20 protein-coding genes and 1 pseudogene are annotated in these 26,260 nt (G+C 59.0%); 19 read left to right on the forward strand and 2 right to left on the reverse strand.

Annotated elements, in window-relative coordinates:
- The first annotated feature begins 57 nt into the window (after positions 1-57).
- Positions 58-168, forward strand: coding sequence for a cytochrome c oxidase subunit CcoM (gene ccoM, locus NAV33_RS21490; protein WP_336605407.1), 111 nt, complete (start codon positions 58-60; stop codon positions 166-168).
- A 626-nt stretch (positions 169-794) separates the two neighbouring features.
- The gene (locus NAV33_RS20730; RefSeq protein ID WP_255983617.1) at positions 795-2,783 is read left to right on the forward strand and encodes a methyl-accepting chemotaxis protein; all 1,989 of its coding nucleotides are present in this window, start codon (positions 795-797) and stop codon (positions 2,781-2,783) included.
- Positions 2,784-3,004: 221 nt separating this feature from the next.
- Here the strand turns inward: NAV33_RS20730 and NAV33_RS20735 are convergent, their stop codons facing one another.
- Positions 3,005-3,475, reverse strand: coding sequence for a MaoC family dehydratase (locus NAV33_RS20735; protein WP_255983619.1), 471 nt, complete (start codon positions 3,473-3,475; stop codon positions 3,005-3,007).
- A 280-nt stretch (positions 3,476-3,755) separates the two neighbouring features.
- Between NAV33_RS20735 and fadD2 the strand changes: the two genes are divergently transcribed.
- The 4 genes from fadD2 to hrpA all read left to right on the forward strand — a co-directional run bounded on the left by fadD2 (position 3,756) and on the right by hrpA (position 13,626).
- Positions 3,756-5,444, forward strand: a complete 1,689-nt coding sequence (fadD2, locus tag NAV33_RS20740) for a long-chain-fatty-acid--CoA ligase FadD2 (protein WP_255983621.1) — start codon at positions 3,756-3,758, stop codon at positions 5,442-5,444.
- Between the two features lie 217 nt (positions 5,445-5,661).
- The gene (fadD1, locus tag NAV33_RS20745; protein ID WP_255983623.1) at positions 5,662-7,350 is read left to right on the forward strand and encodes a long-chain-fatty-acid--CoA ligase FadD1; all 1,689 of its coding nucleotides are present in this window, start codon (positions 5,662-5,664) and stop codon (positions 7,348-7,350) included.
- A gap of 272 nt (positions 7,351-7,622) precedes the next feature.
- Positions 7,623-9,287 carry a sensor domain-containing diguanylate cyclase gene (locus tag NAV33_RS20750; RefSeq protein ID WP_255983625.1) on the forward strand — a complete coding sequence of 555 codons (1,665 nt, stop codon included), beginning with the start codon at positions 7,623-7,625 and terminating at the stop codon, positions 9,285-9,287.
- Between the two features lie 229 nt (positions 9,288-9,516).
- Positions 9,517-13,626: an ATP-dependent RNA helicase HrpA gene (gene hrpA / locus NAV33_RS20755; RefSeq protein WP_255983627.1), complete on the forward strand. Its 4,110-nt coding sequence runs from the start codon at positions 9,517-9,519 to the stop codon at positions 13,624-13,626.
- Positions 13,627-13,816: 190 nt separating this feature from the next.
- On the opposite strand, the gene NAV33_RS20760 is transcribed toward hrpA, so the two are convergent.
- Positions 13,817-14,725 carry a LysR family transcriptional regulator gene (locus NAV33_RS20760; protein ID WP_255983629.1) on the reverse strand — a complete coding sequence of 303 codons (909 nt, stop codon included), beginning with the start codon at positions 14,723-14,725 and terminating at the stop codon, positions 13,817-13,819.
- A 212-nt stretch (positions 14,726-14,937) separates the two neighbouring features.
- Here NAV33_RS20760 and NAV33_RS20765 point away from each other — a divergent pair, with 212 nt between their 5' ends.
- From NAV33_RS20765 to NAV33_RS20825, 13 genes and pseudogenes are all read left to right on the forward strand, one after another.
- Positions 14,938-15,150 (forward strand): hypothetical protein, encoded by a 213-nt coding sequence (locus NAV33_RS20765; RefSeq protein ID WP_255983655.1) that lies wholly within the window; start codon positions 14,938-14,940, stop codon positions 15,148-15,150.
- Positions 15,151-15,244: 94 nt separating this feature from the next.
- On the forward strand, positions 15,245-16,333 hold the full coding sequence (locus NAV33_RS20770) for an amidohydrolase family protein (RefSeq protein WP_255983631.1): 1,089 nt from the start codon (positions 15,245-15,247) through the stop codon (positions 16,331-16,333).
- A gap of 21 nt (positions 16,334-16,354) precedes the next feature.
- Positions 16,355-16,708 carry a Rieske (2Fe-2S) protein gene (locus tag NAV33_RS20775; RefSeq protein ID WP_255983633.1) on the forward strand — a complete coding sequence of 118 codons (354 nt, stop codon included), beginning with the start codon at positions 16,355-16,357 and terminating at the stop codon, positions 16,706-16,708.
- Positions 16,709-16,845: 137 nt separating this feature from the next.
- Positions 16,846-17,235 (forward strand): carboxymuconolactone decarboxylase family protein, encoded by a 390-nt coding sequence (locus tag NAV33_RS20780; RefSeq protein ID WP_255983635.1) that lies wholly within the window; start codon positions 16,846-16,848, stop codon positions 17,233-17,235.
- A 253-nt stretch (positions 17,236-17,488) separates the two neighbouring features.
- The gene (locus NAV33_RS20785) at positions 17,489-18,919 is read left to right on the forward strand and encodes an aldehyde dehydrogenase family protein (RefSeq protein ID WP_255983637.1); all 1,431 of its coding nucleotides are present in this window, start codon (positions 17,489-17,491) and stop codon (positions 18,917-18,919) included.
- A 299-nt stretch (positions 18,920-19,218) separates the two neighbouring features.
- On the forward strand, positions 19,219-20,469 hold the full coding sequence (locus tag NAV33_RS20790) for an NAD(P)/FAD-dependent oxidoreductase (RefSeq protein WP_255983639.1): 1,251 nt from the start codon (positions 19,219-19,221) through the stop codon (positions 20,467-20,469).
- Position 20,470: 1 nt separating this feature from the next.
- Entirely contained in the window at positions 20,471-20,791 is a 321-nt protein-coding gene (locus NAV33_RS20795) for a 2Fe-2S iron-sulfur cluster-binding protein (RefSeq protein WP_255983641.1), read from the forward strand.
- Between the two features lie 123 nt (positions 20,792-20,914).
- On the forward strand, positions 20,915-21,916 hold the full coding sequence (gene dctP / locus NAV33_RS20800; protein ID WP_255983643.1) for a TRAP transporter substrate-binding protein DctP: 1,002 nt from the start codon (positions 20,915-20,917) through the stop codon (positions 21,914-21,916).
- Between the two features lie 63 nt (positions 21,917-21,979).
- Positions 21,980-22,474, forward strand: coding sequence for a TRAP transporter small permease (locus NAV33_RS20805; RefSeq protein ID WP_255983645.1), 495 nt, complete (start codon positions 21,980-21,982; stop codon positions 22,472-22,474).
- 24 nt (positions 22,475-22,498) lie between these two features.
- Entirely contained in the window at positions 22,499-23,812 is a 1,314-nt protein-coding gene (locus tag NAV33_RS20810) for a TRAP transporter large permease (RefSeq protein ID WP_255983647.1), read from the forward strand.
- An 87-nt stretch (positions 23,813-23,899) separates the two neighbouring features.
- Complete coding sequence (locus NAV33_RS20815; protein WP_255983649.1) at positions 23,900-24,787, forward strand: NAD(P)-dependent oxidoreductase; 888 nt, start codon at positions 23,900-23,902, stop codon at positions 24,785-24,787.
- 222 nt (positions 24,788-25,009) lie between these two features.
- A complete protein-coding gene (locus tag NAV33_RS20820) occupies positions 25,010-25,939 on the forward strand; it encodes a ZIP family metal transporter (protein ID WP_255983651.1) in 930 nt (309 codons plus the stop codon).
- 117 nt (positions 25,940-26,056) lie between these two features.
- A pseudogene (locus NAV33_RS20825) lies at positions 26,057-26,260 on the forward strand (hypothetical protein); the annotation flags it as partial.

Genomic DNA, 26,260 nt, shown 5'->3' on the forward strand with positions numbered 1-26,260 from the left:
GGCGCCACCGGGTACCGTACAGCCATAAGACAGCACAACACAGCGGGGGCAGAAATGATGTTCGACATTAATGTGGTGCTTGCAGGCGTAGGTGCAGTCGGGCTGATGGTCGCCTTCCTCGGTGGTTACAGATACTTCATCTGGCAGGACGCGCAAAAGAAGCGTTGAGTTTGCCGTGTCACAGAGCACGCAAGGCATTTGGGCGACCTAGGACGCTCTTTTCGCCGCCAGCCCATTGGGCGCTACGGTTTGCCTTCGTCTTTTCTGCTTCAGCCCGGCGCTATCGTGGCGGAGCGGAGTCCAGCACGTGTGGCGCCAGGCTAGACTTGCGGTTTGCACTGTTGCGCCAAGGCGCTGGTCGAGCGCTCACAGTTCACCGACTTCTCCCTTATCTTCGATTGCTGCGCCTGGCCCGTAAACTGCGGGGCTTGCCTTCCAAGCCAACCACAGCAACGGCTGCGAGATCGCTACCGCCAATCAGAACTGAAAGCGGAACGAAACTTCCCATTATGGTGCGCAGTCGGGCCGAAAGCCCTATTCCAGAGCGTGTCGTGCCGCACAGGTCCACACGAAAAGGGCCATAGACAATTCAATTTCTTTGCTGGATGGAGGCTCCATGCCAGCAACCATGGGCGTCAGGTAACTCTTCGGTAAACATCTTGGCCAGTCGGTCAGAAAAAAGTCGAAACCCCGATCCACCGGCAGGGATGTTGCAATGCAGCCTCACAAGCGCGGCCCCGCCGCGCGACGGAGCGCCGGCCTCCCTGCAGTCGTCGGCATGCAAAGGAGTCGTCATGTCGTTTTTCACACCTGTCCTGTCGCTGATGTCGCGAGCGCGATACGCCCAAAAGTTCGTCATTATTCTCGCGGTGTTCATGCTGCCGTACTGTTGGTTGTCCAGTGACAAGCTGTCCGGGCTGTACCGCTCAATCAGTGCGCTCGAGCAGGAGCAGCTCGGGCTTGAGGCGATAGAGCGCTACTTGGCGGTACACCAGACCGCCTTGCGCGTCGCCGCGCTGCAGGTTGTACGTCAGGCGCGCGACAAGCCCGACGTCGTCGAGGCCATTGCCGAGCAGAACAAGCGCTATGAGGCGCAAGCCTCCGAATTCAACCGCTGGCTGGACAGCCATGGGTTTGGCGAACAGGCGGCGCATCCTACGGGCCTGGCTGAGCAAGCCAAATTCGAGCGAGGCACCGCCGTCGATACCTTGTTCATGCATCACGGCACGCCGGTGCGCGGGCATGTCGAGGCGATGAAAGCCATCGCGGCCCGTGGGCATCTGGTTCAGGATCAGGACCCGCTGGTGTTCGGCGAAATGGATCGCCTGTTCAACCGCGTCCTCCCGCTCTACCAGAAACTGGCCCAGGCCGGCGCGTACAGTGCCTATCTGAAGGCCTACGGCTACCTCGAATCGGCAACCCGGCCGTCAGTAGTCAATCTTGGCAGCGAAATCGCAGCGATGGCCTCCACCGAATCCGGTGCGGGGCCGGTTGCCGAGCAGATTACCGCGGCGTCGGACACCCTGGCGAAGACCTATGCTGCGGTTACCGAACCCTATACGAGTTCGCGTTTCTTTGGCAGCGACAACGTGCAGCTGTGGGCGCAGGACTTCGACCGCTACGACGAGGCCGCCGGCCAGCTCGACAATGCGTCCGCCAGCTTGTTTGCTACGGTCCACCAGCAGATCGCCGAGCACCTGGCGAGCGGGCGGGCCAGTCTCAAAGCCTGGGCAGTCGCGCTGTTGGCGGTGGTGTTGGTCACCCTTTACCTCTTTGCTGGCTTCTACCTGTCGGTGCGTGGCGCAATTAAGGTGATTGGCGACGGCACGCGGCAACTTTCCGAGGGCGATCTACGGCACGACCTGCAGACCCTGGCGCGGGACGAACTCGGCGAGCTAGCTCATGACTTCAATCGGATGCAAGGTCGCATTCGAGATCTGATCAGCGAGGTTGCGCGATTTTCCGCCTCCACCACGGTCAAGGCTGAGCGCCTGAACGGTAGCGCGATCGGCGGCCAACAGGCCATCGCCCGGCAGACCGCCGAACTCGAGTTGATCGCCAGCGCCATCAGTGAACTGGTGAGCAGCGTGCAGGAGGTCAGCAATAATTCGCTGACCACTGCGGAAAAAGCCAACCGGGCTGGCGAGCAGTGCCGTGATGGGGAGGTGCAAGTCGAGCGCGCTGTAGTTCAAATCAACCAGCTTTTCGGCGAAATGGAGCAGTCGCTCGGCGCGATCACATCGGTCGAACGAGAAAGCAGCGAGATCGCCAAGGCCGTCGATGTGATCAAGACTATCGCCGAGCAGACCAATTTGCTGGCGCTGAACGCGGCCATCGAGGCGGCGCGTGCCGGGGATCAGGGCCGTGGGTTTGCGGTGGTGGCAGACGAGGTTCGCAGCCTGGCGCAGCGATCTCACGCACTGACCGGCGAGATCTATTCCACCATCGGCCGCTTGCAACAACAGGTCGGCGATGCCGTGCGGATCATCCAGGCCAGCCACCACAACGCTTCCGAGACGGTGGAGGAGGTGACCCGCACCGCAGCGATCTTCGCAGGCATCACCGAAAGCATGGGGCAGATCATCGACCACAACACTCAAATTGCCTCGGCGGCTGAGCAACAGGCGGCCGTGGTGGAGAACGTTGAGCGCAACACGTTGGCGATCAAGAGCCTGAGCGAAGCCAATGCGCTGGAAGCCAGCCAGACCGTGGAGGTGAGTACGGAAGTGGTGAGCATGACCCGCGATCTGCACGGGCTGATCGGGCACTTCAAGATGGCCTGATCGGAGCGCGAGTCTGCCGGGCCTTTGACACTGAGCGCTTGTTGATTCGAGCGCAATGCGTTTGACGGTGCCTGGCGGGGCGGGCTTGGCCGGTGTCGGCGCATGTTGCTTTTGCTAGCTGTAACGGTCCGACACCCGTCCATAGCGCTGGCTACGGAGAAAGAAAGCGCCCAAGCGAAGCAGGTCTGGTGCGGACACCAGTCCTGCACCGCTTCAGCTTTTCAGCCGAAGCTGATCGGTGGCAGCTCTTTCAATTCAACGGTCTCGTCACGACGCGGCGCCAGGACTTCGGCTTCGCCATCCACCACTTGCTCATCGTTCTGGTTGAACACGCGGGTGGCGATACGCACGCGGTTCTTCGGCAGCTTCTCGAGGATTTCCAAACGCACAGTAAGGGTGTCGCCAAGCTTCACCGGACGGGTGAACTTCATCGTCTGCCCCAAATAGATGGTGCCCGGCCCTGGCAGGGTGCAGGCCACTGCCGCACTGATCAGCGCGCCGCTGAACATGCCGTGGGCGATGCGCTCCTTGAACGGCGTGCCGGCAGCGAATTCGGCGTCGAGATGGACCGGGTTGCGGTCGCCCGACATGGCGGCGAACAGTTGGATGTCCCGCTCCTCGACGGTTTTTTCGAAGCTTGCAGTCTGACCAACCTCCAGAGCGGAGTAGGGGGTGTTGCTGAGCGTGCTCATGCGTAAACCTCTAGGTGCGGGGGGAACTGATGATAGACGCTGCCGCGATGGCATTAGCGGCAAATCATGATTGGCGCGGCACGGCGAGCCGCTTTGTGGGGCTGCATTCTAGAGGGCGGCGCGCCGGTTGTCCCGGTTGCCAACGGCTTTGCTGCCGTGAGTGGAGATTCACATCATTGATTACGCTGCCTGAGCTATTGCACGGCATTGCGGAGCTGTTAAGTTCGCCACAGCCCGCCGCGAGTGGGTCAGACACTCTCAGGTAAAGAGGCCAATAACAATGCAACCTGATTTCTGGAACGACAAACGTCCCGCCGGTGTGCCCAACGACGTGGACATGGGCGGCTTCCGCTCGGTAGTGGAAGTGTTCGAGCGATCCTGCAAGACCCACGCAAATCGCCCTGCGTTCAGCAATATGGGCGTGACGCTGACCTATGCCGACCTGGAGCGCTACTCCGCCGCTTTTGCGGGATGGCTGCAGAATCATACGGACCTGCAGCCGGGCGATCGTATCGCGGTGCAGATGCCCAATCTGTTGCAGTATCCGATTGCCGTTTTCGGCGCCCTGCGTGCCGGTCTGATCGTGGTCAATACCAACCCGCTCTATACAGCGCGGGAAATGCGTCACCAGTTCAAGGATTCCGGCGCGCGGGCGCTGGTCTATCTCAATACCTTCGGCAAGTTGGTGCAGGAAGTGCTGCCGGAGACGGGCATCGAGGTGCTGATCGAGGCGCAGATCGGTGACATGCTGCCGTCGGTCAAGGGGCTGTTGGTTAACGCTGCGGTCAAGCATGTGAAAAAGATGGTGCCCGCCTACAGCCTGCCGCAGGCGGTCTCGTTCAAGCATGTACTGCGTGATGGCGGCCGCCACAGTCTCAAACCGTTGCCGCTCAGCCTCGATGACATCGCGGTGCTGCAATACACCGGTGGTACCACCGGAGTGGCCAAAGGCGCGATGCTGACTCATGGAAATCTTGTGGCAAACATGCAGCAGGTCCGTGCCAACATGCAGCAGTTGGACGAACAGGGCCAGACCCTCATCAAGGAAGGTCAGGAGATCATGATCGCGCCGCTGCCGCTGTATCACATCTATGCCTTCACGGTTAACTGCATGTGCATGATGGTGACTGGCAACCACAACGTGCTGATCACCAATCCCCGTGACATCGACGGCTTCGTCAAGGAATTGCAGAAATGGCAGTTCACCGGTTTTCTCGGGCTGAATACGTTGTTCGTCGCGCTCATGGCGCACCCGGAATTCAAGAAGATCGATTTCTCTGCGCTCAAAGGCACCAACTCGGGCGGCACTGCTCTGGTTTCCGCCGTGGCCGAGCGCTGGAAAACCCTGACCGGTGTCACCGTAACCGAGGGCTACGGGCTGACCGAGACCTCGCCGGTGGCCTGTGCCAACCCTCATGGGGACAAGTCACGCCTGGGTAGCGTCGGGCTGCCGGTACCAGGCACTGCGCTGAAAATCATCGACGATGACAGTCAGGAACTTCCGCTAGGTGAGCGCGGCGAGCTGTGCATCAAGGGCCCGCAAGTCATGAAGGGCTATTGGCAGCGCCCGGAGGCTACTGCCGAAGTGCTGGACGCCGACGGCTGGTTGAAGACTGGAGATATCGCTGTAATTGACCCAGACGGCTTCGTGCGCATCGTCGATCGCAAGAAAGACCTGATTATCGTCTCTGGCTTCAACGTCTATCCCAACGAAATCGAAGACGTGGTCATGGCGCACCCCAAGGTTGCCGCTTGCGCCGCGATCGGCGTGCCCGACGAGAAGTCCGGCGAGGCGGTGAAGCTGTTCGTGGTGCGCAGCGACGCCAGCCTGACCATCGAGGAGCTGCAGGCTTACTGCCGTGAGAACTTCACCGGCTACAAAGTGCCTCGGCATTTCGTCTTCCGTGACTCGCTGCCGATGACCCCGGTCGGCAAGATCTTGCGTAGAGAACTCCGCGACCAGGCGTAACCCCTCGCTGCTGGCGACGCCGGCAGCTTTGCAGTGTGACCGATAGCTTTCTGTCGGTCACTTTGTGCCTATTCCTCTGGGATTTGATACTGTTCGGCCAGTTTCAAAACTGCTAACCTCCAACCGCTTTTTGACCGGAATTGCGGTACAAAAATTAACAAAACACAACAAAACAGCTGCTAATTGCAGTAAAGCTGTCGCTTAGGAGTGGGGCTTCATGACCGATAACTTCTGGAAGGATAAATATCCTGTCGGGGTCGAAAGCGAGATCAATCCCGATGAGTACCAGAACATCCAGGCTGTGCTCAAACAATCGTGCGAGCGTTTCGCGGACAAGCCGGCCTTCAGCAATCTCGGCAAGACCCTGACTTACGGTGAGCTGTACACACTATCCGGCGAATTCGCCGCCTACCTCCAGCAGCACACCGATTTGCAGCCGGGCGACCGCATCGCGGTACAGCTTCCTAACCTGCTCCAGTATCCCGTTGTCGTATTTGGCGCCATGCGTGCCGGTCTGATCGTGGTCAACACCAACCCGCTCTACACCGCGCGGGAAATGGAGCACCAGTTCAATGACTCCGGTGCCAAGGCACTTGTCTGCCTGGCCAACATGGCCCACCTGGCTGAGGAAGTATTGCCGAAGACCGGCATCCGCCACGTAGTCATCACCGAAGTCGGCGATATGCTGCCGACCGTAAAACGCATGCTGGTCAATGCCGTGGTCAAGCATGTGAAAAAGATGGTCCCGGCTTACAACCTGCCCAAAGCGATCAAGTTCAACGATGCCATGGCGCTCGGTCGTGGCAAGGCGGCTCGCGAAGCCAACCCGGCTGGCGACGACACTGCCGTACTGCAATACACCGGCGGAACCACGGGCGTGGCCAAGGGCGCAATGCTCACCCACCGCAACATCGTCGCCAACATGCTGCAATGCCGCGCATTGATGGGCTCCGAGCTGGGCAATGGTTGTGAAACCATGGTCGCGCCGCTGCCGCTGTACCACATCTACGCATTCACCTTTCACTGCATGACGATGATGCTGATCGGCGCCCACAACGTGCTGATCACCAATCCGCGTGACCTGCCGACCTTCATCAAGGACCTGAGCAAGCATCGTTTCACTGGCTTCGTCGGGCTCAACACGCTGTTCGTTGCGCTGTGCAACAACGAGGATTTCCGCAAGCTGGACTTCTCGTCCTTGAAAGCAACTTTCTCCGGCGGCATGGCATTGCAACTGGCGGCAGCCGAGCGCTGGCAGCAAGTGACTGGCTGCTCCATATGCGAAGGCTTCGGTATGACCGAAACCAGCCCGGTGGTGTCGGTCAACCCGTTCGGAGGCATTCAGATCGGCACCATCGGCATTCCGATGCCATCGACGCAATGCAAGGTCATCGATGAGGAAGGCAACGAGTTGTCGATTGGCGCTACCGGCGAGCTGTGCGTAAAAGGTCCGCAGGTAATGAAAGGTTACTGGCAGCGTCAGGAAGCCACTAACGAGATTCTCAGCGCTGACGGTTGGTTGAAGACGGGCGACATCGGCATCATTCAGGCCGACGGTTATATGCGCATCGTCGATCGCAAGAAGGACATGATTCTGGTGTCCGGCTTCAACGTTTATCCCAACGAGCTGGAAGACGTGCTCGCAACCCTTCCGGGCGTACTGCAATGCGCGGCGATTGGTGTGCCGGACGACAAGTCGGGTGAGGCGATCAAACTGTTCGTGGTGGTCAAACCCGGCGAAAGCCTGACCAAGGAACAAGTCATGCAGCACATGCACGACAACGTTACAGGCTACAAGCGGCCCAAGACCGTTGAATTCCGCGAAAGCCTGCCGACCACCAACGTCGGCAAGATCCTGCGGCGTGAGTTGCGTGACGAAGAGCTGCGCAAGCTTGGGAAAAAGTAAGATCGCGATACGTAAAAAGCCCCGCTTCGGCGGGGCTTTTTCTTTTCTGACGGGGGAGCTTACTCGCTCCACTCTGTGACGGATACGGTTCGAATTTCTGCCTGCAAGACTAACTCCGCACCGTCATCGCCCAAGCGCTTGGGCTGTATGACCCTTCCTTGCGGAACCAAATGCTTCACTCCATACTGCCGCCCATAATCAAAACAAGAACAGCGTTTGCAGTTTCTCAAGCCCAAACGCGATGCTTATTCCTATACAACTAAGGAAGGCATATGGGGGAAACGGGGCTTACGCTCTCCGCAGTGCCGGCCAAGGCCAGCAAGTTGAAAATCCGACCCGCGCGCCTGACTGTGCTTATTTGCGTTGCGTTGATAGCCGTTGCAATTAGCGTCGGCTATCTGACCGGTCAGTGGCTGGCAATACGGGCTCTCGACGACGCCGCTTCCCATCGGCTCGAAGTCTTCCGCGCTTCCTTCTTCAGCCCAGTCGAGCGTTTCGAGTACCTGCCCGAGCTGATGGCTTCACATCCTGCCGTATTCGAAGCGCTCAATCATCCCGACGATTTGCGCAGCCAGGCCGCGCTCAATTTGATTCTGCAGAACGCTAGCACCAAGGCCGGTGCCGCAGCTGTGTATGTCATGAATCGCGACGGGCTAACGATCTCCGCCAGCAACTGGGACTCGCCTGAAAGTTTCTACGGCAAGGATTTCTCCTATCGCCCGTATTTTCAGAAAGCGCGCGAGGGTAAGGTCGGCCGCTTCTACGGCGTCGGTTCGGTAACTGGCATACCCGGCTATTTTCTGGCCTCGGCGGTACGCGACGGCACGACAATTATCGGCGTGGTCGCGGTGAAGGTGGATCTGGACACGCTGGACCAGCGCTGGCTGGCGGAGTCCGACCAAATCGCGGTCACCGATGACAGCGGCATCATCTTTCTGAGCACGAACAAGGAATGGAAGTACCGAACCACGCGGCCGTTGTCGGATGACGTCTTGCATCGGCTACGCGAAACGCGGCAGTACGCGACGATGCTCAAGTCGCCTGTGCGCTTCACCTCCGATCCGTTGTGGTCCGATCCGCGTGTGGTCCGCGCGAATGAGCCGGACAGTGGCGAGACGCGCCGTTATTTCATGCTCAGCCATTCGCTGCCGCAAGCCGATTGGACTATCACGAGCTACTCGTCTATGGCGCAGGCCGAGCAGACAGCTGCAATTGCTGCGTTCATTGCCGCCGGCGGCACGGCGTTCGTGCTGCTTCTGGCGATGTACGTGCGACTGGTGAGGCGCCGGATGAAGGAGAAAGAAGCGGCCCGAACAGCAGCTGATGCGGCACACGCGCAGCTCGAAGCCAAGCACCGCGAGCTGGAGGCGCTGAGCCAGCATTTACAGACGATGGCTATTTCCGATCCGCTGACCGGCTGCTACAACCGGCGCTATTTCACCGAGATTGCGGAAAAGATGGTCAGCGCTGCCCAGCGTCACGACCGTTGCATTTCGGTGCTGATGCTGGACATAGATTTCTTCAAGAAAATCAACGACAACTATGGGCATCCTGCCGGCGATGAAATGCTTAAAGCGGTAGCCGCCGCTTGCCAATCCGTGTTGCGGCAACCGGATTTTCTGGTGCGCTTCGGCGGGGAGGAGTTTGTTGCGATCCTGCCCGACGCTGATACGACCGAAGCGTTAGTGGCAGCAGAACGCGCACGGCAGATGGTGCAGGCCTTGCAAGTCAAAACTGGCCAGCACGTGCTCAAGGCGACAGTCAGCATCGGGATCGCCGAGTATTTCGAGGGCGAAAGTTCGCTCGACAAAGCACTCGCGCGCGCCGACAGCGCGCTCTACCACGCCAAGCGTAGCGGCAGGAACCGTAGCATGGCCTATCGGGTAGAAATGGATGAAGATGGCGATGAGCCGGGGATTGCCAGAACTGCACACTGATCGGCAAGCGTTTCAATGTTTAAATTCGAGGCGACGCGGGTCGCAAGATTGTGTGTGTTGCATCTCCGCAATCAGAAAACGCCAGCTCGATGAGCTAGGCCGCATTCGAACTATGACGATCAACGGTTTCTCGTTGGCCCCATGATTCTGGAGCCCAGTAACCACTGGGCCACCGATCCATCGTAAATCTGAGACAATCCGCCCTTCACGAAATCGCTTACGGCTGTCCATGACCGACGCAATGCCCGCTATCGACACCCTGCTGAAAAACCTCGACCAGGCGATGTACGCCGACCGCCATCGCTTGCGTCGTCAGTTGCACGACCTGCGCAAGAAAGCCGGCGATGCGTCGATTGAAGATAATCGTCTCGTCCAGTGGCTCGAACGCTTCCGGGCCTCGGTCGCAAAGGCTGAAGCGCGGCGCAACAGCGTGCCGGCGATGCGTTATGACGATCAGCTGCCGATTGCCGCCAAGCGCGAGGAAATCAAGGACGCGCTACGCAAACATCAGGTGTTGGTGATTGCGGGTGAGACGGGCTCGGGCAAGACCACTCAGTTGCCGAAAATCTGCCTGGAGCTCGGCCGTGGCGTGCATGGGCTGATCGGCCATACCCAACCGCGTCGACTGGCCGCGCGTAGCGTTGCCACACGGGTAGCCGAAGAAATCGGCACCCCGCTTGGCGAGCTGGTGGGTTATCAAGTGCGTTTCGAAGATCAGAGCAAGGAAAGCTCGCTGATCAAATTGATGACCGACGGTATTTTGCTGGCCGAGACCCAGCACGACCGTTTCTTGGAAAAATACGACACCATCATCGTCGACGAGGCGCACGAGCGCAGCCTCAACATCGACTTCCTGCTTGGCTACCTGAAAACGCTGCTGCCGCGCCGACCCGATCTGAAGGTGATCATCACCTCGGCGACCATCGACCTGGAGCGATTTTCCGAGCATTTCAACGGCGCGCCTATTGTCGAAGTGTCCGGTCGCACCTTCCCAGTCGAGACCTGGTACCGGCCGCTGTCGGCGGAAGTCGATGAAGACGGCAACCGCGTCGAAGACGACCTGACCGTGGACCAAGGCATCCTCGCCGCGCTGGACGAAATCGATGCCCATGAAAAGAACATCGGCAAACGACCCGGTGATGTGCTGGTGTTCCTGCCCGGTGAGCGTGAGATCCGCGACGCCGCCGAGGTGCTGCGCAAGGCCAATCTGCGCTTTACCGAGGTGTTGCCACTGTATGCGCGGTTGACGCCGGCCGAGCAGCAGAAGATCTTCCGCCCCGCCGCTGGGCGCAAGATCGTGCTGGCGACCAACGTTGCGGAAACCTCACTGACCGTGCCGGGCATCCGTTATGTAATCGACTCCGGCACCGCGCGGATCAGCCGCTACAGCTACCGCGCCAAGGTTCAGCGGCTGCCTATCGAGGCCGTGTCCCAGGCCAGCGCCAATCAGCGCAAGGGCCGTTGCGGGCGGGTCGAACCTGGCATTTGCATTCGTCTCTACCGTGAGAAGGATTTTCTCTCTCGGCCGGAATTTACCGATCCGGAAATCCTGCGCACCAACCTGGCCGCCGTGATCTTGCAGATGCTGCACCTGCGCCTCGGCCAGATCGAGGATTTTCCGTTCATCGAGCCGCCGGACGGTAAGGCCATCAGCGACGGTTTCAACCTGCTGCAGGAGCTCTCGGCGGTCAATCGCGAGAACCAGCTGACGCCTCTGGGCCGCCAGCTGGCGCGTCTGCCCATCGACCCGCGACTCGGCCGCATGCTGCTCGAAGCGGCGCAGCTGGGCAGCATGGCCGAGGTGCTGATCGTTGCCAGTGCGCTGTCGGTGCAGGATGTGCGTGAACGCCCGGCTGATCGTCAACAGCCCGCCGACCAGGCTCATGCCCAGTGGAAGGACCCGGATTCGGACTTCGCCGCGCTGATCAACCTCTGGCGCGGTTTCGAGGAGCAGCGTCAGGCGCTGGGTTCCAACGCATTGCGCACCTGGTGTCGGAAGAATTTCCTCAACTATTTGCGTCTGCGCGAGTGGCGCGATGCCCACCGGCAGCTGACGTTGATTGTGCGTGAGCTGAAGTTGGGCGGTGATCAAAAGGCCAACTCCGATTACCGTAGCGAACGGGGCCCGGTCGCGAAGGTTCGCGAGCAAGCGCTGAGGCGCGCCCCTCGCTCCTACGAAGAGCCCGCCGCAACTGATTCCACACCAGCGCTGACTACCGATAACAAGGTCAACGCGATCGTCCGGCAACAGGCCGAAGCCAGCGAGGCCGCGCAGCGCGCCAAAAGTTACGCCGCGGTGCATAAGGCGATCCTTTCCGGCTTGCTCAGCCAGGTCGGCCACAAGACCGAGGATGGCGACTTTCTCGGCGCGCGCCAGCGGCGTTTCTGGGTCCATCCGTCGAGCGTCATAGGCCGTAAGAAGCCGAACTGGATCATGGCCGCCGAACTGGTCGAGACTACCAAGCTGTTTGCGCGCATGGTGGCGAAGATCGAGCCGGACTGGATCGAGCCACTGGCCAAGCACCTGACCAAGACCAACCACTTCGAGCCGCACTGGGAGAAGAAGCGCGGCCAGGTGGTGGCGTTCGAGCAGGTCACCCTGTACGGCATGATCATCGTCGCGCGGCGCCCGGTGCATTTCGGCCCCATCGATCCGCCGGCGACGCGCGAACTGTTCATCCGCGAAGGCCTGGTGCGTGGTGAGATGCACAGTCGCGCCAAGGCGTTGACTGCTAATCGCGAGCTGCTGGAACTGTTCGACGAACTGGAAGCCAAGGCCCGTCGGCGTGACATCATCGCTGACGAGGACACGCTGTTTGCGTACTACGACGCGCGCGTGCCGCAAGACATCTATCAGACGGCCAGCTTCGAGAGTTGGTACAAGCGCGAGAGTGCAAAGGATCCGCAACTGCTGATCATGCGCGACGAGGATGTGCTCGCTCGCGACGCCAGTGAAGTCACCAGCGCGCAGTACCCGGACCAGTTGCGCATCGGTGAACTGCAACTGCCGCTGGAATACCACTTCGAGCCCAACCATCCGCGTGATGGCGTGACCCTGCGCGTGCCGGCTCCGTTGTTGCCGCAGCTGCGCAGTGAACGGCTCGATTGGTTAGTGCCCGGCCTCCTGGAAACCAAGGCCGTGGCGTTGGTGCGCAACCTGCCCAAGGCAATCCGCAAGAACTTCGTGCCGGTGCCGGATTTCGTCAAGGCTGCGCTTTCGAAGGTCAGCTTCGGAGAGGGTTCGCTACCCGAGGCGCTGGGTCGCGAGCTGCTGCGCATGACCGGCGCCCGCGTGCCAGAAGAAGCGTGGAGGGAGGCGGCGAACCAGCTCGACAGCCATCTGAAGATGAACATTGAAGTCGTAGACGCCCGCGGTAAGTTCCTCGGCGAAGGTCGCGATTTGGCCGAGCTCACCGCGCGTTTTTCCGAGGCCAGCCAGGCTGCGTTGGCGCCACCGCAGCAAAAGACTGAGCAGAAGCCAGTCGAGGCCAAAGCCTTCGCTCAGGTGGCTGAAAAGGCTCAGGCGAAGATGGCCGGGCTGTCGATGACGGTCTATCCGGCTCTGGTGGAAGAGGGTGGGGTAGTCAAGGAAGGCCGCTTCCCAACCCAGGCTGAAGCCGATTATCAACACCGCCGCGCCCTGCAGCGGCTGTTGTTGCAGCAACTCAGCGAGCCGGCGAAATATCTGCGCAGCAAACTCCCCGGCCTCACCGAGATGGCGCTGCTCTACCGCGACATGGGCAAAGTGGATGCGTTGGTCGAGGACATCCTGCTCGCCAGTCTCGACAGCTGTATTCTCGATGGTGAAGCACAACTACCCCGCGATGGCGCCGCACTGGCCGCCCTTGCGGAAAGGAAGCGTGGCGATTGGGCGCCGCACGCCGAACGTCTTGCGCGGCAGGTGCTGGAAATCCTCAAGCTCTGGCATGGCCTGCAGAAGCGCTTCAAAGGCAAGATCGACCTGGCCCAAGCCGTGGCGCTCAACGACATCAAGGCGCAGCTCGGTAACCTCGTCTATCCCGGCTTCGTCCGCGAGACGCCTGCCGAATGGCTCAAGGAATATCCGCGCTACCTCAAAGCCATCGAGCAACGCTTTGAGAAAATCGGGGCGCAATTGCAGCGTGACCGGGTCTGGTCCGGCGAACTGGCCGGGTACTGGGAGCACTATCAAACCCGCTCGAAAAAGCACCAGCAGGAAGGCAAACGCGACCCTGAGCTGACCCTCTACCGCTGGATGTTGGAGGAATACCGCGTCTCGCTCTGGGCGCAGCAACTCGGGACCAGGATGCCGACCTCGGATAAGCGGCTGAACAAGCAGTGGAGCCAGGTCGAGTCCTGACAGCAGGGCCCCAACACGTCGATCTCTGGAGTTCCCGGAACGCTTATGGAGCCGCCTGCAACGGCTGGCCTGTCTGCGTGCAACCATCGACGGCAACAAACTGCGGCTGGCTTCGTCATTGTCCTGGTCGGTGTGGCGGTCGTCCTCGGCTTCCTGGCGCTCCGCCACGCGCGTCCGTGCGGGTTTTCTCCTAGCCCTGAGGAGTCTCTGCCGTTTTTGATTTTCGCAGCATCGCTACCAGCTCCTTTACGCAGCCGGGCAAGGCGTCGAGCTCACGTACCAGCATGCTGCGCTCCCGGATCGCCCAGGGTTCCTTCAGGTGCACCGTGACCAGTTCCATCGTACGGCGGTGACGCTCCGCGGCCGATTCGGGAATGATGCCAATGCCCACGCCAGCTTCGATCATCCTGCAGATCGCCTCGTAGCTGGACACTTGAACACGTAGCGGTAGGGTGCCGCCGAGCCGCTCAACCTGCGCGCTGACAAAGCTGAACAGCGTACTGCCTTCGTGAAGACCGATATGTTGGTACGCGAGAGTCTGACTCAGGGTGACTTCGGATTCGTTGGCCAGCGGGTGATTTTTGGGCAGCGCCAGCAGCAGCCGGTCCGTGCTGTAGTGCAGAACTTCCAATCCGCTGGCTTCCACCGGGCCAGCAATGAACCCTAGATCCGACGATCCATCGAGTACCCCACGGACGATGTCTCGCGATAACCGCTCCTGAAGATCAACGGTGACGCCTGGGTGTTGGGTAAGAAACCCGACGAGCACTTCCGGAAGAAACTCCGTCACAGCCGTTGTGTTGGCAAAGATGCGTATGTGTCCGAAGGAGCCCGTCCCGTACTCGGCGAACTCAGCCTTAACGTAATCCACCTGCCGCATGATCAGCCTGGCGTGCTGCAAGAGCTTCGTACCCGCCGGCGTCAACGTGACCCCGCGGGTATCGCGATAGAGCAACCGTGTGCCGAGCTGATTTTCAAGCGCCTTTATCCTCGCGCTGGTCGCGGCGGGCGACAGGTGGGCGCGACGCGCACCCTGCGTCAGGCTGGGTGATTCGGCTACGTGAATAAAGAGGCGCATATCGGCGATTTCAAAATGCATGTCGCTGTTTCTCCTGGCCGAGCGTTGATGGGTTTTTGCTCCCGCCGATGGCAGGCGCACTTGAGCGCGTTCTGCGCGGCCGAACACCGGTCTCCGTAATTACAAATTCCCAGAATGCGATTGGGATTGCAAGGTACACCCCACAACAACGCGGTAGGCCAAGGCTTCCCTAGCCATTCCGCTGTTCCCAAGCCTGACTTGAGCAAGAAGTTATGGACGTGAATGACAACGAAGAACTCAACGCCATCCGCGAAGGCGTGCGCGCCCTCTGCGCCGAGTTTCCCGCCGAATGTAGTGCTGATCTCGACCAACCTGATTCTACCGTGCGTGGCCGAACATTCATTGGAGCCGCGCAGCTTCTGAGCGGGTCCGCCCGCAGTTTGCGGAACGAAAACGCGGCCAAGGCAATAGGGAAAGCTGCGTAGGTGTAACAACACGAATTCATTGACGTGAAGACGACTCGCTCCGGGACATCGTGTCCTTGTTCGATGCGAGTAAGAACTGTGAGAGAGGTGAGGAATGAGCAATCCCCGCATGAAAATCATCGATTCGGATGTGCACCCCTGGGTAAATGGCGATATCGAAGGGCTTAAGCCTTACATGAGCCAGAGCTGGCAAAAGCGCTTTGAAGGCAAGCGCGCGATCCTGCCGGACCATCCTCTGCGTCCGCCGTTGGCTGGTGCTACGTCGATTCGCCGAGACGCCACGCCGCCGAGCGGTGGTGCTGGCGGTTCCGATCCGTATTTCATGCGGGAGGATCACTTGGATCCGCACGGAATCGAATACGCGATCCTTTCGTCGATCCAGGCGGGCAAGCTGGTCTCGCTACCGAATACCGGCGAGGCCGTTACCTTGGCTCGTGCCTTTAACGATTATTTCCGGGACAAGTGGCTCGACGTCGATTCGCGCTATCGCCTGGCGATGTGCGTTGCTGTGCATGATCCGATCGAGGCGGCCAAGGAGATACGGCGCATCGGCGGCGAGGAGGGCATCGTCGCGGTATATATGCCGCTGATCAATGTGCTCATGGGGAACCGTCACTATTACCCCATTTACGAGGCCGCCGAAGAACTCGGCCTGCCTATCCTGATTCACCCGACCGGTACCGAAGGGGCGTTTCAGACAAGCGTAGCTTTCGCTGGCGGGGTGCCGAGTACTTACATCGAGCGCCATTCCTGCTTCCCCCAGATCGCCATGGGCAACATCGCCAGCCTGCTGTTCGAGGGCGTGTTCGTGCGTTTCCCGAAACTCAAGTTCTTGGCAGCAGAATTCGGCTTCAGCTGGGTCCCGCACATGCTCTGGCGCGTCGACCAGAACTGGAGACAGTTCCGCTGTGAAGTGCCGTGGCTTGAATACGAGCCGAGCCGCTACGTACTCGATCACGTTCGTTTCACCAGTCAGCCGCTTGAAGAGCCGGAGAAGGATGAGTACCTGATCCAGATTCTGGAAATGGTGCATGCCGAGCGCACCATTCTTTTCAGCACCGACTATCCGCATTGGGACACCGATTATCCCCAGACAACTTTCCAGCGTCTGCCTCAAGCAATGAAGCAGCGCATCTTCTATGACAACGCAGCCGAACTGTTTGGATTGAACGCCGCGGTATAAGCCGGCTAAAGGAGAAAACCCGTGGAGCACAATGTAGGTCACCTGGACGATATACCAGATACCGATGCACTGATCGTCGACATTGAAGGAAGGCCAATCGGCGTGTTCAAGCGAGGCGATAAAGTTTACGCCGTCAAGAATCTCTGCCCCCACAAACGAGCGCCTCTAGCGAGGGGTACGGTCGAAGGCACGATGTTGCCTACTGCGTGCGCAGGCGAATTCAACTACGGAATGGAGAACCAGGTAGTTAGGTGCCCGTGGCACGGCTGGGAATTCGACCTGGAGACCGGAAAGTGCCTGTTTGGCGTGAGTGACAGCAAAATCAAAATCTATCCGGTTTCGGTCAGGGAGGGGCAGGTCTACGTTGACGTGTAACAAACCGAATGCCTCCGACGGCCTGCGCCATATGCCCATGGCGCATCAAACATGACCGATCGTGCCCACCAGCAAGCGCGCCTGTCCCAAGCAGGGTTAACGTCAAATCTGCCTTTATATAAAGATCGAGGTAAACGATGAACGAAGAGAAATTTTCCGAGAAGTTTAAAAAAGGGCTGCAAACTCGCCGTGATGTATTAGGCGACGCGTACGTCGATGCGGCTGTCAACAAGGCGACCGATTACAACTGGCCGATGCAGGAGTTCGTTACAGAGTACTGCTGGGATGAAATTTGGAACCGCCCTGGGCTCAGCCGCAAGGATCGTTCGATGCTCAACCTGGGCATGATCTCTGCGCTTGGCAGGACGCAAGAACTGAAGATGCACGTTCGCGGCGCCATCAACAACGGCTGGACTAAAGAAGAACTGCGCGAAGTTTTCCTGCAAGTCGCGGTGTACTGCGGTGTGCCGGCCGCCATCGACAGCTTCCGTACGGCGCAGGAAGTGTTCAACGAAATGGGCATCTGAACACCCCCTCTTCATTGAGAACTCACCGTTCATGCGACCGGCACAGGCAGCGTGGGATGGACGATGCGTCCTGCGCACGCCGTGAGTGAAACCCTTCGGGGCGACCTAGCTATCGCAGGCTGCACGTGGGACAGCAAGCGGTGGTTCGAATGGGCCTCGCGTGCAATTCGACCAGTCGAAACGGGCGCGAGTAGCTGTCCTGATCTTGCATTGCGCACGTTTCGCTTTCTGTACTACAAGCTCAAGGGGTGCCATGAAAACAATATTAATTAACGGGCAATGGCTTGCCGCTCATGACGAACGCCTGATCGATGTCGACGAGCCGTCAACAGGAAAAGTCTTCACCCAGGTAAGTCGCGGCGGCGAGTGGGAAGTCAACGCGGCAGTCCAATCGGCGCGCCAGGCACTGAATTCCAATTGGGGGCGGTTCACCGCAGCAGAGCGGGGGAGACTGCTGCTCAGAATTGGCAACCGGATACTCCTGCAAGCCAAGGAAATCGCGCAAATCGAATCACGCGACACCGGCAAGCCGCTGCATCTGGCGGAGCGAGACGTTGTCGTGCTGGCACGTTACTTCGAATATTACGGCGCGGCGGCTGACAAGCATCATGGCGAAGTCATTCCGTACCTGAACGGTTATACCGTCAATGTCGTGCATGAACCGCTTGGGGTCACCGGGCACATCATCCCTTGGAATTACCCTTCCCAGATGTTCGGTCGCACGGCCTGTCCAGCGTTGGCGGCCGGCAATGCGATCGTGCTGAAACCGTCCGAAGAGGCGTGCCAGTCGGTGCTTTACATCGCGACGTTGATGATGGAAGAAGGCCTGCCCGACGGTGCGCTCAATATTGTCACTGGATTTGGCCATGAGGCTGGCGCGGCCCTGACCGGACACCCGGACATCAACCTGGTCACCTTTACCGGCTCGCCTGGCGTAGGCGCACTCGTGCAGCAGGCGACCGCAGCTAACCATGTCCCCTGTGTGCTGGAACTGGGCGGCAAGTCCCCGCAAATCGTTTTCGCCGACGCCGATCTCGACAAGGCGGTGCCCGCTATTGTCAGCGCCCTGGCACAAAACACCGGGCAAACCTGTTCGGCAGGTACCCGTTTGCTAATTCAGCGCGAAATCTACGATGAGGTGGTGTCGCGTGTTGCGGCGCGGTTCGAGGGTATTCGCGCCGGCATGCCGGACTCCGGTGCCGATTGCGGTCCGATCATCACCCGTGCGCAGTTCGAGCGTGTGCAGGCATTTATCCACCGCCTCCACGAATCCGGTTTGCCGTTGCTTGCAGCCGGCAAACTCGACGGCATCGAGCCGGGCGGATTCTTCGTTCCGCCGATGCTGTTCGGACCTGTCCCTCGTGACCACGAGCTGGCTACTGCCGAAGTGTTCGGTCCGGTGCTTGCAGCCATGCCTTTCGAAGACGAGGCGGACGCCATCGAGCTCGCCAACGCGACGGAATACGGTCTGGTAGCCGCAGTATGGACCGAGAACGGTGCGCGTCAGCAGCGCATGGCGCGCTCGGTGGTCGCGGGCCAGGTGTATATCAACTGCTATGGCGCTGGCGGTGGGGTCGAGCTGCCCTTCGGCGGCCGAAAGAAAAGTGGCTACGGGCGCGAGAAAGGCTTCATCGCCCTGGATGAGTTCACCACCACCAAAACCATAGTGAATTGTTTCGAGTGATGCTCGGCCCGTACGCCCATGCGTCGCTGTAGAGCCTTGGCGTCTTGCACACGTTGCGAAGTCGGGCCTCGCATTCGGTCAGCGCGAATGCGGGTGTCGGCAAAACTAGCTTCAAAACGACTTCGCTGCGGAGCAACCTGTAAGAAAGAGCGCTAGAGAAGATCCGCCGCTCGGGAGGCGAGCATGAGCGGTCACGATGGTTCGCCAGCGTGGCGCCAATGGCGGAATGACTTGGAGGGCAGCCAGTGAATCGCGGCTAGTCGTACTCCATAAAGCTGAGTCGAAACGGATCCCGAAGCATGACCAAGAGAATAATAATCGTCGGCACCGGACAATCAGGCGTTTCGCTGGCGTTCAAGCTGCGGATGCTGGGATGCCAGGAGGAAATCACCCTCATCGGTGAAGAGCCTGACCTTCCGTATCACCGCCCACCGTTGTCGAAGAAATACGTGACCAACCTGGCGGAAGCCGACGGGCTTTATCTGAAGCCCAAGCAACTCTATGAGAGTGAGCGTATCGAGCTGCGGCTGGGCTGTCGGATCACGACGCTAGATCGCACGGCAAAAAGCGTCACCTTGGATGACGGGACGACGCTGCGCTATGACTGGCTTGCGCTGGCTACTGGTGCGAATGCACGGCGCCTGCCGGCTTCGATAGGCGGCGATGCTCGTAATGTCTACACCCTCAGGACACTGGCCGACGCCAGGGCGCTGCGCGACGAGTTCGGCAAAGGACGCCAGCTGTTGGTGGTCGGTGGGGGCTACATCGGACTCGAGACCGCGGCGGTGGCGCGAAGCCTCGGCATGCACGTCACCCTGATTGAACAGGCCGACCGGATTCTCAATCGTGTGGCCTCGGTCGAGACCGCGTCCTACTTCAATGCACTGCATCTGCAAAACGGTGTGGTGATCCGAGAGGGCGTCGGCCTCGATGGTCTTGAGCAGCACGAAGGTCGGGCGGTGCGTGCGCGTCTCAGCGACGGTTCAGAAATGGACGTCGATGTGGTCGTCGCCGGCATCGGCGTGAACCCCGCCACGGAACTGGCAGAACGCGCCGGGCTGGTTGTAGTGAACGGCATCGTCGTCGATAGCTGCGGGCGTACCTCCGATCCGTCTATCTATGCTTCGGGCGACTGCGCCTTCTTCCCGTATCGGGGGGTGCACATGCGGCTCGAATCTATCCAGAACGCCGTGGATATGGCGGATGTGGTGGCGCGCTCGATGCTGGGCGAAGAGCCCCACTACCTGCCGATTCCGTGGTTCTGGTCCGATCAGTACGCCACCAAACTGCAGATCGCCGGCCTGCACCTTGGCTACAACCGCGTCGCGGTGAGAGAGGCGCCCCGCTCAGGCCTTTCGGTTTGGTATTTCGATGACGACCGCTTCCTCGCAGTCGACGCGATTAACGATCCGAAAGCCTTTATGACCGCGAAGCGCTGGTTAACGGCTGGCTTCAACCCAAGTTTTGATGCTCTGGCGGACCCGTCGGTCGAGCTGAGCGCCATACCAGAGTTCGTCCCAACACGTACGAATACAACGCAGGAGATCTGATGTGCCTACGATTATTTTCATTGAGCCAGACGGTACCGAGAAGCAGGTAGGTGCCCGGATTGGCCAAACCGTGATGGAAGCTGCTGTGCAGAACGGCGTGAAAGGCATTGATGCCGATTGCGGAGGTTCCTGTTCATGCGCGACGTGCCATGGATATGTCGACGAGGCATGGCAAGAAAGACTTGAACCAGCCGACTCGATGGAGTTGGACATGCTCGACTTTGCATATCAACGGTCAGATGGATCTCGCCTGACTTGCCAGCTCGTCGTGGGTGAAGAGATGGATGGGTTAATGATCAAACTTCCCGTATCTCAAGCCTGACGATGTGAAAGAGTTCGCCCGGCACGTGTTTATATGCCGAGCAGCAACCGGTGATAGAGCCAATAAGTTCGATTTGAACAGTTCGTGTAAATAAAACAAATATAAAAAATAGAGGAACAGCAAATGCTCCGTAAAAAAATAGCTTGCCTTGGTGTTGCATTGTCGTTGTCCACGGGTCTCGCATATGCAGAGTCCATGACGCTGAAGTTGGCGCATCAGTGGCCTCAAAATGAAAAAGACTATGTCGTTGCAGCGGGGGTGCAGTTCGCTGAAGAAGTTGAAAAGCGCAGCGGCGGAGATATTAAAATACGGTTCTTCCCCGCTCAGTCCATCGTCAAAGCGGCTGATACACATACAGCCTTGAAATCCGGGGCCATCGACCTGGCAATCTATCCGTATATATATTCCGCTGGGGCCATTCCCGAGATGAACCTTGTGTTGCTACCGGGTCTTTGGAAAAGCCACAACGAAGTCTTCGATTTCAAAAGTACCGAGGCCTGGAAAGAGCTGGAAGCGAAGGCCAATGACTACGGCTTCAAGACACTTGCTTGGATTCAGATCGCAGGGGGTTTTGCCTCGACCGATGGCCCTATTCGTGTTCCTGCGGATCTGCAGAACCAGAAAGTCCGTGCTGCGGGTAAGTACATGGAGGGTGCGCTCGTAAAAGCTGGCGCGAGCACATCGACAATGCCGTCCTCGGAAACTTATGGAGCCATGCAGAGCGGATTGCTCGACGGTTTATTGACTTCCTCGAGTTCGCTGGGTGCGTATCGGGTGTACGAAGTATCCGAGCATTACGTGTCGCCTGAAGATTATTCGGTCTATTTCACGATCGAGCCGATCGCCATCAGCATGAAAACCTGGAAGGAGCTCAGCCCAGAACAGCAGAAGATACTCGCCGAGGCGGGTAAGAGTGTTGAAGCGAAAGCGCTCGAAGGTGCTATGGCAGAGGACAAGCGCGTCGCGCACGAGTTTGCTGCCAACGGCGTTGCTGTGGAAAAGCTGACCGAAGGCGACTGGGATAAATGGCACGATCTTTTTGCCACCCATGCTTTCGCTGCTTTTAAAGAAGGAGTTCCTGGCGGAGCGGCGCTTCTGGAAAAGGCAATTTCAGGACAGCACTGAAACGACCCGTCTACGGACCGGCACGGCTCGCCGCACCGGTCCGTTGAAGTTAGGAGCGAAAGAATGTCCAGTAAAGTTAAATGCTTCGATGGCCTAATCATGTTGAGTGGCATAGTTGCCGGAATTGCGGCTTTTTTTATCGGTATCTCGGTTACTTACGATGTGGTTGCGCGCAGTGTGTTCGGTGCGACAACTAATTGGGTTACCGACGTAAATACCTATATTGTCGCTTTTATCACCTTCGTCGGTGCCGCGTACGCGCAGCGGGAAGGCGCGCATGTGGGAGTAGATATTGTAACGACCCGCTTGCCCCCGAAACTTCGCGGCTTGGCACTGTCGGTGTCGAATGTCATTGTCGTGTTGGTGGTCGGGCTGCTCTTATGGCTCGGCTGCGAACAGTGGCTCGAAATATGGGTTTCGGGCGAACAATCTGCCGGTATGTTTACCGTGCCTCTCTGGATTCCCTTCAGTTCGCTTCCCATAGGGATGCTTCTGCTATTGGCTGTTCAGTTGCGCAATACTTTTCGCTGCTGGCTCGCGCCGAGCGGACAGAACTAATCTTAATTTCATGAGATAACTACAATGCCCGTAGAAATTTGGATTGGCGCAGCAATGTTCGGTGCATTGTTGTTGCTTTTATCGATCGGTATTCCGGTTGCGTTTTCTCTGTTAACGGTCGCCCTTGGCTCCTTGTTCATATTAGAAGGCGGAATTTCGGCTTTCAGTCTGGTGGCCCCAACCCTCAATAGCAGCGTGATGGAGTTTGCGCTGACGGCCGTGCCCCTGTTTATTCTGATGGGCGCAATTATTTCCGCTTCGGGGATGGGCGGACGCCTATATAACGCTTTGGCAATCCTGATGCACGGCGTGCCAGGTGCGCTATTGGTCGCGACGACACTCGCCTCAACCATCATGGCGGCCGTGTCGGGCTCAAGCGTTGCTACCGCTGGTGCCATCGGGGGGCTGTCAATCAAGGAGATGCGGCGCCTGGGATATAGCGACAACGACTCCTGCGGCGCCGTTGCCGCCGGCGGGACCCTGGGCATTCTGATCCCGCCGAGCATTCCGCTAATCATCTACGGAATCATTTCCGAACAATCGATCAACAAGTTGTTCATCGCATGCATCGTGCCGGGCCTGATCATGGCCGCGTCCTTCATCGGCTATCAGGTGTGGCTCGACTGGCGCCGTGGGAATCTGAAAGTGGTCGACCCTACCGCCAATGTTCGGAAGGTCACGCTGACAATGCGGTTGCGCGCCTTGCTGGATTTGTTACCGATGGCGTTGCTCATCTGGATCATCCTGGGCTCCATTTACCAGGGAATCGCCACGCCCACCGAGGCGGCGGCACTGGGGGCGATCACCAGCCTGCTGTTAGCCGGTCTGCTTTACCGCGAAATCGATGGCAAGACGCTGGTCAAGATTCTGCTCGAGTCGGCACGTAGCAGCGCGATGGTGCTGATGATCGTCGCAGCCGCAATGCTGTTCGGCTATGTGATGACCACCACGGCCGTCGCGCCGATCCTCGCCAATGCCGTCGCCAGCATGGACGTGGCCCCATGGATCGTCCTGGCTGCAATCATGTTGTTCCTGCTGTTTCTCGGCTGCTTCATGGAGACGATTTCCATCATCGTCATCACCACGCCCATCCTGGTTCCGATCATCGATTCGTTCGGTTGGGACCTGATCTGGTTTGGCGTACTGCTGGTCATCAACATGGAAATGGCGTTGATCACGCCGCCGGTGGGTTTGAACCTCTTTGTGGTTCAGGGCGTTGTTCGGGACGTATCCATCGAAAGAATCATTGCTGGCGCTGCGCCTTACGTCGGAATCATGCTCCTGGTGTTGTGCCTGGTAGCGATGGTGCCCTCGATCACGACGCTCTTGTTGAACTAGCGAATGGTCTTCTAGTTGCCGGCTTGGGTGCGAGACCTTGGTCGAGCGACAAACTCGGTGCGGGCTTTTTGATCTGGGAGTTTTACTTTGAAAATCGCAGTAGTGGGTCTGGGAAACATGGGGGGGCGGGTCGCCAAGCGGCTCATGGAACAGGGGCATGAGGTTGGTATTTATGACACTGATGCCGCGGCCGTCGCACGGTTCGCTGAACTCGGCGCCACGGGCTATCAAAGCCTGAAGACTCTCGGCGCGGAGCACCCGTTCGTCATTACCGTGCTCCCGAACGGCGATATCGTCAAAAAAGTTGTGTTTGGCGAGCAGGGACTGGCGGCTGGCATGCGCGAGGGCAGCACACTCATCGACATGACTAGTTCGGTTCCGGCGATCACCACTGAAGTTGGCCAGGCTTTGTCGAAGCAAGGTATTCATATGCTCGATGCCCCTGTCAGCGGCGGGGTTAAAAAGGCTGAAACTGGCCAGTTGACCATCATGGTGGGTGGTAATGCCGCTGTACTGGCCGATGCCGATGCCATTCTCCGGGACGTGGGCGAGCACGTGATTCACGTTGGCGACCTGGGGGCCGGCCATACCGTCAAGGCGCTGAACAACCTCATCACGGCAACCACGCTAGCCATCACTTCAGAAGCCATGGCGCTGGGCGTCAAGATGGGCGTCGATGCGCAAAAAATGCTCGACGTGATCAACGTCGGTAGCGGCAAGAGCGTGTCGAGCGAGATGAAATTCCCGCAACAGGTCATGTCGCGCAAGTTCGACGTTGGGTTCACCGTCGGGCTGATGTGCAAGGACGTTGGTATTGCCTTGGATATGGCCCATCAGGCTGGGGTACCGACATTCGTCTCCTCAGCCGCGTACGAATTATGGAAATTCGGCGTAGCTAAAGGCTGCGGTGCCATGGACCACACGGCCATCGCGTTGGTAGTCGAGGAAATGGCAGGTGTCGAAATCAAGGGTTGATTGACGTAGGCCGGGGCGCGGCTGCATACGCAGCAGTGCCCTTGGCAGAGGTGTGCCGCCCGACCTAAGAATCCCGCTCAGTCGCGCTCCGGCACGAGCCCGTTGTTCAGGTCCGTGCCGGCGCTCTGTTCACCAGTAAAAACAGCGAACACTTTTATCAACGTGCATTGGCGCGCTGCGTTTTGGGCCGCCTACACGAAGCAAAGTAGCTAAGGCCGAGTCATGTTTCAAAAGAATCCATGTGGTGCGCTGCTGGCTACCTTTACCAACAAAGCGAGTCTTAACAGACTGGTTTTCCTCTGCCTGCTGGCGGCGCTTATTAGCATCGCTGGGTTAGTGATGGTCATGGCTGGATTCGTAGCGAATGGACACGAACCCGATGCGGCGCGCTACGCATTCATTGGCGGTGGCGCCGGGTTCGTCGCCACGGCGCTGGGCGCCACGTTTGCAATAACATTGCGGAGGTTGAGCGACGAAATCCAATCAAACATGCTCAGCTTCGCATCTGGAATGATGCTGGCGGCCAGTTTTCTGTCTCTTATATTGCCCGGATTCGATGCGGCCAATTCGATTCTCGAGAACAAATTCATGGCGGCAGGCACGGTAGTGCTCGGCTTGGCGCTGGGTGCCACGCTGATCAGTTGCTTGGACCGATTCCTCCCTCACGATCAGGTGTTCGCATTGTCTTATGGAACGGGCGCCGGGCTAGCAGGTGCTAGCCGGGTATGGCTGTTCGTCATGGCGATAGCGATTCACAACTTTCCTGAGGGCATGGCGGTAGGTGTGGGATTTGGCGGTGATCCGGAGCTCGGTGTGTCGCTCGCTACGGCGATCGCTATTCAGGATGTACCCGAAGGCTTGGCTGTCGCCATGGCACTTCGTGCGATTGGTCTTTCCATTCCTGTCTCCTGCCTGGTCGCTGCTGCCACCGGGGTGATGGAGCCCGTCGGGGCGATGTTCGGCCTTGCCGTTACGTCCGGTTTCGCGATTTCTTTTCCCCTTAGCCTGGGGTTCGCCGCTGGCGCCATGTTGTTCGTGGTGTGCAATAACATCATCCCAGAGACCTGTGGGCGCGGCGGCAAGGGCCGCCCCGGACTCTCCCTGATGTCCGGCCTGTGCGTGATGGTTTTTCTCGATGCAGCGTTAGGGTAAGCACCCAGATGACGCCAGGTCTGGTGTTAGGAGTCCAAAAGATATGAGACAGGGTCTGCCTTCCGTGCTGTCCGGTGGACAATCGCGCTACCTCGTTCTCGCTCAGGGAGAGGCCTGATGGGCGGAGGCTTTCTCCCGCTGGTGGTGACGCTGGCGATCCAGGCGCTCGCCTCGATGGCCTCGTTCACCGTGCCGGTGCTGGCACCGGCCGCGGCTCGCGACCTGGCCGGGCCGGTCGCGCTGGTCGGTGTCTACGTCGCGCTGATCTACCTCAGTGCGATGGTGACCAGTCTGCTCAGTGGGGGTTGGGTGGTCCGTTAT

Source organism: Stutzerimonas stutzeri (assembly GCF_024448715.1).
GTDB lineage: Bacteria > Pseudomonadota > Gammaproteobacteria > Pseudomonadales > Pseudomonadaceae > Stutzerimonas > Stutzerimonas stutzeri_AR.